Genomic DNA, 12,161 nt, shown 5'->3' on the forward strand with positions numbered 1-12,161 from the left:
TGCGCTCTTTTTTACTGCGCTCTCACCAAGTGCCTTGGCGCAACGCCACCGAGGTTTGGCGACCCGGCACTCCGTCGTCAGCGGCCTCGATCAGAGGTGCGCCATCACCGCTTCGGCAGACGACACGGTAATGCCACCCTCCGGCTCAACGTGGGTGCTGGACACGACGCCGTTGTCCACGATCATGGCGTATCGCGAAGAGCGCTTGCCCAGACCGAACTCACTGAGGTCGACCGACAACCCCACGGCGTCTGCGAAGGTCGCGTCGGGATCGGCGAGCATTAGAATATCGCCTGCGCCTTGCGCCTGACCCCAAGCGCCCATCACAAAGGCGTCGTTGACGGAAATGCAGGCCACGGTATCGACACCCTTTGCTTTGATATCGGCGGCCGACTCGATAAAGCCCGGCAGGTGGGTCATCGAGCAACCGGGTGTGAACGCCCCGGGCACGGCGAACAGCACAACCTTTTTGCCGTTGAAAATCTCGCTCGTGGCAATATCGGCAGGACCCTCGTCGGTCATGTGTTTGAGTGTTACTGCTGGAATGTTATCGCCTTTGCTGATCGCCATGATGGTCCCCGACAGATGAAATAAAAACCAGAGTTTAGCAAACAAATTCGCGCTCATGATATAACCGAAACGATGAGTAGCCCCTCTCACAGCGCAACGCGCAAGGCGCGGTTTTTCACGCCGCGAGTGGCGACCGCCGTGATCATCGCCAACATGATCGGCACAGGCGTATTCACGTCGCTCGGTTTTCAACTTGCCGACATCTCATCCGGCTTTGCGTTAGTGATGCTCTGGGCGCTCGGTGGTCTCACGGCGTTTTGCGGCGCGATGTGCTACGCCGAGCTTGGCGCCCGACTCCCCCGATCGGGGGGTGAATACCACTTTTTGTCGGCAGCACTGCACCCGTCTCTGGGCTTTGTCTCGGGCTGGATATCCGCCACGATTGGGTTTGCCGCACCCACCGCACTGGTGGCCATCACGTTTGGCCAATATTTGAGCCTGGTGATTCCAACGCTACCCCCCACACTCGCTGCGTGCGTGCTCATTGTTTCGCTGGCCTTTCTGCACGCCAGCTCTCGCGCCCGCAGTGGCGCTACGCAGTGGCTCTTCACTGTGCTCAAACTCATTATGATCGTTGGCGGCTGCGCGCTGGCCTTACTGCTCGCGCCACACGACACCACGACATCCTTTCGTCCGTCGACCGGCGAGATGGCCGTTTTGCTGAGCAGCCCGTTTGCGGTCTCACTGATCTATGTGAGCTATGCCTACTCGGGCTGGAACGCGGCAACGTATTTTTCAAGCGAACTTGAAACACCACAGCGCTCGTTGCCGCGTATTCTGGCCATCGGGACGCTGGTTGTGACGCTCATCTACCTTCTGGTGAACGTCACCTTTTTATCCATTGCGCCACAAGAGGCCATGGCCGGTAAACTCGAGATCGTTTACGTTGCGATCGACTATGCTTTTGGTGAGCGTGCCGCGGTCCTAGCCAGTGCACTGCTGTCGTTGTTGCTCATTTCTACAGCCAGCGCGATGCTGCTAGCAGCGCCACGCGTACTACAGATGATCGGCGAAGACTACGCGCAGTTTGCCCCGCTTTCGCGCACCAATGAGGATGGCATTCCGCATGTGGCGATCTACGTCCAAGCCCTCATCGCGCTGGCATTGGTCGTGACCGCAACATTCGAGTCAATTTTGGTGTTCAGTGGCTTCGCGCTTGCGCTGAACACCTTTGTCACCGTGATCGCGATGATGATTTTGCGCCATACTCGAGCGCATGAGCCACGCCCTTTCTCGGCCTGGGCCTATCCGTTGACCCCCCTTGTATTTCTGGCGCTAACCGGCTGGACGCTTGTCCACATCGCCGCCAATCGACCGACTGAAGCGCTGGCTGGCTGTGCCCTGATCGGATTTGGGTTTGTGGTGTACGCGCTACTTACGCGTCGCGCGCACTGAGCATCGAATACCGCAACGCATCATCCCCAGCGGAATGGCCACTCGCCCGGTGCGGCAAGACAAATTAGTTTCATTTATAATGATGGGCCGACCCAGCACCGGGTCGATCTTCGGATCATTGTGCTTGTGCCGCCGCCGGCGCGCGTTCCCCTGCGCCAGAGGGTTCGGCTGAGCGGCCACATACGAATTGCAGGAGCAGCAGCGTGAGTCAAAAACCTCGAATGCGCGTTCCGGGCGCCCCCGCCCGGCCCGGCGAGCAACCCGATTTCAGCTATTTACGTCTCACGGATGCAGGGGTGGCCCCTCGGCCTGCTGTAGACGCGGCCGTCGCGGACACGGAGGGCTTATCGCGACAGCTAGTGCGGGTACTCGATGAAGACGGCGCCGCGAGAGGCGACTGGGCACCAGACTTATCCACCGAGCAACTTACGCACGGACTGCGTCTCATGTTAGGCGTTCGTGCGTTCGACGATCGCATGCTCAAAGCCCAACGCCAGGGCAAAATCTCATTCTATGTGCAGTCGCGCGGCGAAGAGGCCGTTTCGGTGGCGCAGGGCCTCGCGCTTCGCACGGGCGACATGCTGTTTCCGACCTATCGAAATCAGGGGCTGTACTTTGCGCGCGAACGGCCGGTGGTCGATTTGATGTGCCAGTGCTTATCCAACGCCCGCGATATGTGCCGCGGCCGACAGCTTCCGATCATGTATCACTGGAAAGAAAAGAACATCTTTTCGATTTCGGGCAACCTCACCACGCAGGTACCGCAGGCCGTCGGCTGGGCCATGGCGTCGGCGATCAAAGGTGAAGACCACATCGCCGTGACGTGGACGGGTGAAGGCAGTACCGCCGAGTCGGATTATCACAACGCACTGACCTTCGCGAACGTCTACCAGGCGCCGTGCATCATCAATGTGGTCAATAATCAGTGGGCCATTTCAACGTTTCAGGGAATTGCTGGCGGCCAGGACAGTCCGTTCGCGGCACGCGGCCCAGGCTATGGCATGCCCGGTATTCGCGTTGACGGCAATGACTATCTTGCTGTGTACGCTGTGACCGAATGGGCGGCCCAGCGCGCACGCTCGGGGGGCGGCCCCAGTCTCATCGAACTGGTCACCTATCGCGCCTCGGCGCATTCGACCAGCGACGATCCAAGCCGCTACCGCGCTAAGGACGAACACAAGCACTTCCCGTTGGGCGATCCGATCGAACGACTCAAGACCCACCTCGTGGCGCAAGGCGCATGGAGTCAAAAAGAACATGACGAACTCATCGCTGAACTTGACGACCGCATGTCGGCCAGTTGGCAAGAAGCGCTGTCCTATGGCACGACCGAAGAGGGCAGCAGTTTCGCCGTCGATTCGATGTTTGACGACGTCTACAAAGACATTCCCGATCATTTGGTCGCGCAGCGCGAAAAGCTCAAGCGCCAGCTACAGAAACAATAAAGGCAACCGCTCATGGCAAAAATGAATATGGTCCAGGCGATCAACTCCGCCATGGACGTGATGATGGAGCGAAACAATTCCGTCGTCGTGATGGGGCAGGATGTCGGCTACTTTGGCGGCGTCTTCAACTGTACGTCCGGTCTGCAAAAAAAGTATGGCGAACAACGCGTGTTTGATACACCGATTTCCGAAGCGGGGATTGTGGCGACCGCGATCGGCATGGGGGTCAACGACCTACGACCGGTCGCCGAAATTCAGTTCGCCGACTATATCTATCCGGCGTTCGATCAAATCGTCAGCGAACTCGCGCGGCTGCGCTATCGGAGCGCGGGCGACTTTTGTTCGCCGGTTACATTGCGCTCACCCTGCGGTGGCGGTATCCGCGGCGGGCAAACGCACTCGCAAAGTCCCGAAGGGATTTTCACCCACGTGTGCGGCATTAAGGTCGTCATGCCGTCGAACCCTTACGACGCGAAAGGATTGCTCATCGCCAGCATTGAAGATGACGACCCCGTGGTGTTTTTCGAACCCAAACGCGTCTACAACGGACCGTTCTACGGCGACCCCAAACAGCCTGCAAGCACCTGGGGCGACCATCCCAAGGGCGAGGTTGACGAAGGCTACTACACGCTACCGATCGGCAAAGCCGACGTGGTGCGTCCGGGTAACGATTTATCCATCATTACCTATGGCACGATGGTGCACGTGTGCGAGGCAGTGGTGCGCGATAACGAACTCGATGCCGAAGTAATCGATCTACGCTCAATGCTGCCGTTGGATATCGATACCATTGTCGAGTCAGTGCAAAAAACCGGCCGCTGCTTGATCGTGCACGAGGCCACGCGCTTCAGTGGTTTTGGCGCCGAACTTTCCGCGCAGATCCAGGAACGCTGTTTTTGGAGTCTGGCAGCACCGATACAGCGTGTAACGGGTTGGGACACGCCCTATCCTCATGCGTTTGAGTGGGAGTACTTTCCTGGGCCCAGCCGCATTATGGCCGCGATTGATAAAGTGATGAAGGAATCGGCATGAGCGAACATATTTTCACGCTGCCCGACTTGGGCGAAGGCACGGTCGAAGCCGAAGTCTCCGAATGGCATGTGAACGTCGGCGACCTGGTCAAAGAAGACCAGCCGGTAGTCGACATGCTCACGGATAAGGCGGCAGTCGAAGTGCCCGCGCCAGTCACCGGCACCATCGTTAAACTGGGTGGCGAACCGGGTGACATCATCGCGGTCGGCGCACCACTGGTTGTGTTCGAAACCGACGCCAGTGTAAACGTCAACGCGGCGCCTTCGGCGGCCAGCGACAAACCGCGCTCTGCTTCGACCCCAGCGCCTGCCGCCCAGGCTACACCCTCCGAAACGCCTAATGCCGAACCGTCACGTGCAACGGTTGCGACGGCACCCATAGCGCCGCCAGCGCCACTGCCTGCAGTGAATCTCACCGCCTCCACACCGGCGCCGGCACCGGCGGGCATTCCAAAAAGCGTCACGACTGCAAAGGTACTCACGTCGCCGGTGATTCGCCGGCTCGCGCGAGAACACCGCATCGATCTGGCCGAGATCGAAGGCACCGGCTCGCGGGGGCGCATTTTGCGCGCGGATTTCGACGCGCATCTGGTCAAACTCGAACGCGGTCCCGCGCCGATTCCACCGCGCAAACGAGTGGGCGCGAAGGAAGTCAAAGTGATTGGCATGCGACGCATCATCGCGCAGCGCATGAGTGCGAGTAAATCGGAGATTCCACACTTTTCATATGTCGAAGAAATTGATGTCACCGAACTCGAACAGTTTCGCCAACTGCTCAATCAGCAGTACGCCCAATACGGCGTCAAATTTAGCTACTTGCCTCTGCTCGTTCAGTGTGTCGCCAAAGCCCTTGCGCGCTTCCCTCAGTGTAACGCGCTCTATGACAAGGAACGCAATGTACTCGTACAGCACGATCCCGTGCACGCCGGAATCGCCACGCAAACACCCGACGGACTCAAAGTGCCGGTCGTTCATCACGCGGAGGCCATGTCGTTGCCGCAACTCGCACAAGCCATCGCCTCAGCCGCTCAAGGCGCCCGCGACGGCAGCGCCTCGAAGCATCAACTCACCGGGTCTACCATCACCGTGACAAGCTTAGGCAAACTGGGTGGCATCGCCTCAACGCCCGTCATCAACCAACCAGAAGTGTCGATCATCGGCGTCAATCGCGCGGTCGAACGCCCCATGGTCGTGAACGGTGGCATTCATATCCGCCGTATGATGAACCTCTCGGCTTCATTTGATCATCGTTTCGTCGATGGTTATGACGCCGCTGAATTTATCCAAGCCATAAAAGAGATGCTCGAAAACCCGAGCCATACCTTTTCGGCTGGGTAACGACAGACCGAGCTCTCGGTCGCGCGAAGCCGTTGCCGTCGTTCAAACGCGATTGAAAGGTGGCCGCTCGTTGTAACGAACTGTATGGGTTGATTAAAAATCGCTTCAGCGCACCGCGCAATCAGCCTTATTTTATGCGTACAGCAGCGGTGTTCTAGGCAATATTTTCGAACCGAAAAGTCATGCTACCCTACTTATCACGGAATAATTGGTGATCAGCATGGACGTAACGCGAGTTTGGCGCAGAGGCTTCAATCACTTGAACCCTCGAGGCTTTGGTCTTGTCGCGGTATTTTTCGCCGTCACATGGACACTCAACGTGTTCGCAAGCGAATTACCGCCCGAAATTATCATCCAGCAGTTTCTTCCGGAGAACGGTGGCACCGGCGCGGATGGCGTATTCATTGACAGCGATCAACCTTGTAATCAGGTTGGCTTTGCTGTTTCCTCAGCCGGTGATTTCAACGGCGACGGCATCGAAGACTTTGTGGTAAGCGCCCCAAACGTGGGCTGCATCTTGAGCGGGGGTTACGGCGATGTGTTTGTTGTGTTCGGCACAGCCACCGGCTTCCCTCCCTACCTGAATATTCGAGATTTGCTACCTGAAAATGGTGGAGACGGCAGTCAGGGCATTGCCCTGCGCGGCCGATTTCCTTACGACTACACGGGCTATTCGGTCGACACACTCGGCGATTTCAATGGCGATGGCATTGATGACATTGCCATTGGCGAACCGTTTTACCCCTACCTGGAAACTAATACCGGCGCGGTCTACGTCTTGTACGGTTCTGCCGCCCCTTTTGCCGCACACATTGAACTTGAGTCGTTGCTGGCGGAAAACGGCGGTGACGGGTCAATCGGGTTTGTGGTGTTTGGCCATAAGTTGCGTAGCCGAACCGGTGAAACCGTCAGAGGCGCCGGCGACGTGAATGGCGACGGCCTCGGCGATTTATTGGTAAGCGCACACCGTGCTGAAGTGTCCGACGCCGAATATGTCGGACACACATATCTGTTGTTTGGCTCGGCGTCGACTTTCCCCCCGAGTTTCTTTTGGTCCGTACTTGACCCGCAAAATGGTGGTGACGGCTCACAGGGCGTGATATTCAAAGGCAATACTCCGGGTGGCAAACTTGGCATAGGCATCGACGCGATCGGCGATTTCAATGGCGATGGCTTGGATGATATTGCGATCGGCCAAAGTCAGGGCGGTAATAACCCCGACCCAATTTTCGGCAACAACGGAAGAGCGTTTCTCATTTTCGGCTCCACCGATCCCTGGCCCGCCGAATTCGACCCCGATGCACTACTTCCTTCGAATGGCGGCGACGGTAGCTCGGGTGTGGTGTTCGATGCGTCAAGCAGTATCCGAGCCCTGGGTTTCGAAGTCAGCCAGATCGGCGATTTCAATGGCGATGGCCTGGACGATATCGCCCTGAACGCCATCTGGGACTCGGGCGAGAGCACCGCGATCACCGAGTTTTCACCTGATGGGATTGTCTATGTGGTGTTCGGCGAACAAGGCTATTCCCAGCCTGTATTCGATGTGACGAATTTGGCTGGTGTCAATGGCGGAGTCGGCGATCGGGGTTTTGTGGTGCATCCTGCCGTCGAAGGCCACTACCTGGGAAGGACCTTATCGGGCGGCGATGACATAGACGGTGACGGACTCGATGACCTGTTGATTAGTTCGTTGTTCAGCCTAAAAGCCTACCTGCTTTACGGCACAAATACCGACAGTCCGTCAGATGTCTTTGTCAGCTCCCTATTGATTGAAAACGGCGGTACGGGCGAGAAAGGAGTGGTCATTAAAAGCCAACCGCCCGATGGTCTCGGCCATTTTGGCGAAATCGTTGGCATGATCGGCGACATTAATAATGATGGATTGGGCGATCTCGCCGTCAGTGATTTGAGACACGGCGACAGCGGCTTTCCCGATACCAGAAAAGCCGGCTCTCTGGCCGTTGTATTCGGCAAGCCCAAAGTGTTTATTGATCCCGATCAAGATCAAGATGGTGTGCCCAATCAACAAGACAACTGCACTCTCGCGCATAATCCACAGCAACAGGATGCTGACGGTGACGGCTATGGCAATGTCTGTGATGCCGATTTCGACAATAACTGCGTCGTCAATTTTTTGGACTATGCGACTATCGCCGAACAGTTTTTAACGTCGAGTAATGTGGTTGACTTGAACTCCGATGGCGTTGTGAACTTCACTGATATAAGCCTCTTTGCGAATCTATTCTTGCAGCCCGTCGGGCCATCAGGATCGACGTTTACCTGCCTTCCCTGAATAGTCGCAGCGGGACCCATCAAGAATGGGCGCTCAGACGAACCGATTCGAGGAGCAAGCTAATGGCGAATCGGTTAGTCGACGACTCCACACCCACCCGATCGGGCCTTATTTAGATACGCGTAAAAATCAGACAGACTGAGTAGGTTTAACAACGCGGAGTTATTGGAGTAGCCGCCTAAGAAGCCAGTGATATCGCCATTCGCACCAATGTCGTTGAGCGGTCCGGTCAGAGTTAACGAGAACTTACTCGGATCGAGTTTCTTACCAAAAAATTCAGCGCGATCGCCATTTTTTAAGAAGTCGCGCGAATCCTCACCAAAAATTGCAGCCAAAAAAGCATAGTAAATCGCAAAACCTTGTGAGTGCATACCGATGGCCAACTCCAAGTAGCTGGGCTCACTTTCTTTTTGTCGGTTCTTACGCGTCGGGCTGTTTGCTCGAACAACGCCGCGCTCATGGGTTTTCGCAAACAGCCCTTTTCCTGGATACGCTAGCCGGTAATCGCCCCCACTCCTGTCACCGATGTTGTCCTGCGCGAACGGCATGACGAGTTTTCCGTAGGCAAATACGCTCTTTACTTTTGCCGAGCTGTCACCCTCACTGATCACACCGTCCATCGACACGGCACCTCGAAAACTCAAAATATTTTCGCGTGGCAGACCGAGCCCACTGAAATGAATTGATACGTCATGGGAGTAATACGACACACCTTTTCGATTTGGCTCAAACGCGGCCGTCACATCAATTTGGTGGATCACCACATCCCCCACCGGGATATCGGCCACTTCCGAAAACGTGATGGAACACGGATTGTCGGCCAGGGCTCGCACCGAAAGCATGAAACCCATCATCACTAAAAGGTGTATTTGGATACGCATTCTGTTCCTCTCAACATGAAATCAGTCTTCGTTTTTTTGACCGTATGCGAGCGCTTGCCCGGCTCGTTTCTCTTCGCGCCGACGGTGGCGCCACGAGTAAAACCAACCGATTACAATCGAATCACACGCAGCGACTGGCCTCTTTTAATTTGTGTATTCGCTGGAATAACGATTAGCACGTCAGCCGCGCACAATGCCCCCTGCACCGATGAAGACTGCGTACCGGAGGGTTCGACCACAAGATCTGGATAATCACTGACGATTCGACCACGCAGATGATCAACCCGATCACTCAGCTTGTCACTGGAGAAGCCCGCAATCGCCGGTAGCCGAGCGGGCAAGCGAAAATCAGCGCCTTTTAACTTAGACAAAAACGGCGCGCAGAATAGATGAAACGTAACGAATGACGACACCGGATTTCCCGGTAAACCCAACACCGGCGTGCCCTCCGCTTCACCGAACAGAAACGGTTTGCCGGGCTTGATGTTGATTTTCCAAAACTCGGTGCGACCAAGCGTATTGAGCGCAGCCTGCACATGGTCTTCTTCGCCAACCGACACACCGCCGATGGTCAGCACCGCATCATTATCCGACACGGCCTCGCTCAACACGCGTCGCGTCGCATCCAATGTATCGGGTGCGCGGTAGGCAGTGGCGTCACAGCCTAGCGCTGCGAGTGTCGACAGAATCATGGGCGAATTGGACTCAATAATCTTGCCGGGCGGCAGCACCATCTCATTCGTTTGACGTCCGTCAAGCTCAGTCACATCCACCAGCTCGTCGCCGGTTGCGACAACGCCGACGCGCAACGGTTTAAACACATGAATTTGGCCGATACCTGACGACAACAAAAAGCCGATTTCTTGCGGCCGAATTTCCGTTCCTTGCCGAAGCACGCGGTCGCCCTGCTTCACGTCGTTGGCACGCCATCGGATGTTCACGCCCTCACGGAGTCCGCGGCGAATCTGAACGTGCTGTGCGTCGTACTCGCAGTTTTCCTGAATCACCACGCAGTTGGCGCCATCGGGAATTTCCGCGCCGGTAAACACCCGGGCCGCCGTGCCAGTTTCAAGCGGTACGGGCGCTTGTCCTGCCGCAATGCGCTGTGACAGGCGAATGGATTGATCAAGGCGCACATCGCGCACGTTGACGGCAAACCCGTCCATCGCCGAATTATCGGCCGGTGGTGAATCAATTGCCGCATGCACATCCTCGGCCAGAACACGGCCGCACGCCTGCTTGACGGCGACAGCCTCACTCTCCGGCCGATGGCGCGGCACCGCCTCTTCAAGGCGCAGCCAAGCTTGTTCCAGCGAGAGTGCAACCGCCCCGGTCATCGCTAAGACGCACCGCGATCGGCCAACAGCGTTCCGACGAAGTTGCAGGGTTTGTGGGTGCTGTCGAGCTGCTCTTTGACTACGCGCCATGCCGTGCGGCACGCGCCTGTCGACCCCGGCATGCACACCACCAGCGTATGATTGGCAAGCCCGGCAAACGCGCGCGACTGAATGGTGGAACTCCCGATCTCCTCATAGGACATCGCGCGAAACACTTCGCCGAAGCCTTCTACTTGCTTGTCAAGCAGCGGCCGAATCGCCTCGGGCGTGGAGTCGCGGCCCGAAAAACCGGTGCCCCCCGTGACGAGTACGACATGGATCTCACGGGAGGCAATCCACTCCGAAACGACCGCTCTGATATCGTAAATATCGTCTTTGACCAACAGGCGATGGGCCAGTCCGTGACCCGCCTCGGTGAGTGCCTGGGACAAAAAATCGCCAGACGTGTCGTTTTCCAGTGTGCGCGTATCCGATACGGTCAGTACGGCAATAGTCAAAAATTGTTGTGTCATTGGTCGTTCCTAAGTGACGGTATGCTGCCAGAGAAGGCGCGTGCCGACAGCCAGCACCAACACGCCGGTTAGCCGTTTTATCCAGGGGCCCGGCAGATGGCGAGCGCTCAAGCGACTGCCGATCTGCCCGCCAATGAGCACTGCAACGGGCAGCCATATGTACACACCAAACTCCGAGAAACTGAGCGAAGTTTCCGCCTGTTTGCTCAGCTGTCCAGCGAGTCCCGCCACTGAGTTTACCAAGATAAAGAAGCTCGCCGTAGCCGCTATTTTGCGGGCACCTGCAATGTGGAGGTGGTGCATCAATGGCGCAAGAAAAATGCCGCCGCCAATTCCGACCACGCCCGCCAAAAAGCCTAACCCACCGCCCAACACCGGCGCGAGTATCGGCCAGTTGTCCGACCGCGTTCGGTCCGAAGGGCCATACTGAGTAACCAATAGTAGGCCCGACACAACCAATGCCGCGCCCAGCGTCAGCATGAAAACCGGCTGCGAAACCGCCAGTGTGCCGCCCAACCAGGCGGCTGGCACCGACGTGAACACCAGCGGCAGCATAGAGCGATAGTGCATGAGTCCAGCGCGGGTGTACTGCACAACGCCGCCACTGACCACCACGATGTTACAGATGAGCACGAGAATGGGCAGCAGACGATAATCGAGGGTAGAGAGCGCTAACAGCGCCGCATAGGTTGAGCCCCCGCCGAACCCCACCATCGCATACACCAACGCAGTGACGCCGAACGCGGGTAGGAGTAGATTCACTCGGTGGGCCGTTCGCGGTTGGCAGACCCGCCGAACGGATCATTTACATTGGCAAACTCAACATCATCAAAACGTACAGGCACCGCGTGCCGCTGCATAAACGGGACAAGGGCCAGTCTTTGATCCATCAGGGCTTCCCGTACGAGGTGGACAAGCTTCGTATGAAGCACGGCACAGGTCGGAATGAGACTGCCACCAGAGACGGCGTAGGCAGCGCCGTCTCGTCGCGCTGCTTGGACGAGCTTGGCATACACCTGATTGGGCAAAGCAAGCTGGTCACAAGGGGCGACGGCCAGCCACTCATCATCGGTCGCCTGACAGCCGGCATAAATCCCGGCCAGCGGACCATGGTCAACAAAAGGTCCATCACCAATTACCGCATAACCTGCTGCTTCAAAAACGGCACGGTCGCGCTCGGTGTTAATGAACACCCGCTCACAACAGGCGCGAAGATTGGCCGCCGCAAACTCGAACAGTGGCACCGATCGATCGCCATCCGGCCACGGAACAAGCGCCTTATTGACACCTCCGGCGCGTCGCGCGCGCCCTGCAGCAAGCACCACACCCGTCACCTGACCGGGTTCTTCGTTCACCATC

11 protein-coding genes are annotated in these 12,161 nt (G+C 57.2%); 5 read left to right on the forward strand and 6 right to left on the reverse strand.

Annotation, left to right across the window (positions count from 1 at the left end; all coding sequences use genetic code 11):
• Positions 1-90: 90 nt before the first annotated feature.
• Entirely contained in the window at positions 91-570 is a 480-nt protein-coding gene (locus AAF465_03065) for a peroxiredoxin (GenBank protein ID MEM7081689.1), read from the reverse strand.
• Between the two features lie 72 nt (positions 571-642).
• Here AAF465_03065 and AAF465_03070 point away from each other — a divergent pair, with 72 nt between their 5' ends.
• The 5 genes from AAF465_03070 (at position 643) to AAF465_03090 (ending at position 8,072) form a co-directional block, all read left to right on the forward strand.
• Positions 643-1,965 carry an amino acid permease gene (locus AAF465_03070; protein MEM7081690.1) on the forward strand — a complete coding sequence of 441 codons (1,323 nt, stop codon included), beginning with the start codon at positions 643-645 and terminating at the stop codon, positions 1,963-1,965.
• A 221-nt stretch (positions 1,966-2,186) separates the two neighbouring features.
• The gene (locus AAF465_03075; protein MEM7081691.1) at positions 2,187-3,410 is read left to right on the forward strand and encodes a thiamine pyrophosphate-dependent enzyme; all 1,224 of its coding nucleotides are present in this window, start codon (positions 2,187-2,189) and stop codon (positions 3,408-3,410) included.
• A gap of 12 nt (positions 3,411-3,422) precedes the next feature.
• Positions 3,423-4,442 (forward strand): alpha-ketoacid dehydrogenase subunit beta, encoded by a 1,020-nt coding sequence (locus AAF465_03080; protein ID MEM7081692.1) that lies wholly within the window; start codon positions 3,423-3,425, stop codon positions 4,440-4,442.
• Positions 4,439-5,779 carry a dihydrolipoamide acetyltransferase family protein gene (locus AAF465_03085; GenBank protein MEM7081693.1) on the forward strand — a complete coding sequence of 447 codons (1,341 nt, stop codon included), beginning with the start codon at positions 4,439-4,441 and terminating at the stop codon, positions 5,777-5,779. The genes AAF465_03080 and AAF465_03085 overlap by 4 nt, the downstream gene beginning before the upstream one ends.
• 259 nt (positions 5,780-6,038) lie before the next feature.
• Positions 6,039-8,072, forward strand: coding sequence for a hypothetical protein (locus AAF465_03090; GenBank protein MEM7081694.1), 2,034 nt, complete (start codon positions 6,039-6,041; stop codon positions 8,070-8,072).
• Between the two features lie 74 nt (positions 8,073-8,146).
• Here the strand turns inward: AAF465_03090 and AAF465_03095 are convergent, their stop codons facing one another.
• The 5 genes from AAF465_03095 to AAF465_03115 form a co-directional block, all read right to left on the reverse strand.
• Positions 8,147-8,953, reverse strand: coding sequence for a hypothetical protein (locus tag AAF465_03095; GenBank protein ID MEM7081695.1), 807 nt, complete (start codon positions 8,951-8,953; stop codon positions 8,147-8,149).
• 110 nt (positions 8,954-9,063) lie between these two features.
• A complete protein-coding gene (gene glp, locus AAF465_03100) occupies positions 9,064-10,290 on the reverse strand; it encodes a gephyrin-like molybdotransferase Glp (GenBank protein MEM7081696.1) in 1,227 nt (408 codons plus the stop codon).
• Positions 10,291-10,292: 2 nt separating this feature from the next.
• Positions 10,293-10,802: a molybdenum cofactor biosynthesis protein B gene (gene moaB, locus AAF465_03105; protein ID MEM7081697.1), complete on the reverse strand. Its 510-nt coding sequence runs from the start codon at positions 10,800-10,802 to the stop codon at positions 10,293-10,295.
• A gap of 9 nt (positions 10,803-10,811) precedes the next feature.
• Positions 10,812-11,564, reverse strand: coding sequence for a sulfite exporter TauE/SafE family protein (locus AAF465_03110; GenBank protein ID MEM7081698.1), 753 nt, complete (start codon positions 11,562-11,564; stop codon positions 10,812-10,814).
• A complete protein-coding gene (locus AAF465_03115) occupies positions 11,561-12,160 on the reverse strand; it encodes a molybdenum cofactor guanylyltransferase (GenBank protein ID MEM7081699.1) in 600 nt (199 codons plus the stop codon). The genes AAF465_03110 and AAF465_03115 overlap by 4 nt, the downstream gene beginning before the upstream one ends.
• Between the last annotated feature and the right edge of the window lies 1 nt (position 12,161).

Source organism: Pseudomonadota bacterium (assembly GCA_039028935.1).
Lineage (GTDB): Bacteria > Pseudomonadota > Gammaproteobacteria > Steroidobacterales > SZUA-146 > SZUA-146.

Bases quoted from the DNA above. Each gene is read 5' to 3' on its own strand.
- AAF465_03080 (MEM7081692.1), top strand. From the start codon at position 3,423: ATGGCAAAAATGAATATGGTCCAGGCGATCAACTCCGCCATGGACGTG.
- AAF465_03065 (MEM7081689.1), bottom strand. From the start codon at position 570: ATGGCGATCAGCAAAGGCGATAACATTCCAGCAGTAACACTCAAACAC.
- AAF465_03085 (MEM7081693.1), top strand. From the start codon at position 4,439: ATGAGCGAACATATTTTCACGCTGCCCGACTTGGGCGAAGGCACGGTC.
- AAF465_03095 (MEM7081695.1), bottom strand. From the start codon at position 8,953: ATGCGTATCCAAATACACCTTTTAGTGATGATGGGTTTCATGCTTTCG.
- AAF465_03075 (MEM7081691.1), top strand. From the start codon at position 2,187: ATGCGCGTTCCGGGCGCCCCCGCCCGGCCCGGCGAGCAACCCGATTTC.
- moaB (MEM7081697.1), bottom strand. From the start codon at position 10,802: ATGACACAACAATTTTTGACTATTGCCGTACTGACCGTATCGGATACG.
- AAF465_03070 (MEM7081690.1), top strand. From the start codon at position 643: ATGAGTAGCCCCTCTCACAGCGCAACGCGCAAGGCGCGGTTTTTCACG.
- glp (MEM7081696.1), bottom strand. From the start codon at position 10,290: ATGACCGGGGCGGTTGCACTCTCGCTGGAACAAGCTTGGCTGCGCCTT.
- AAF465_03115 (MEM7081699.1), bottom strand. From the start codon at position 12,160: ATGGTGAACGAAGAACCCGGTCAGGTGACGGGTGTGGTGCTTGCTGCA.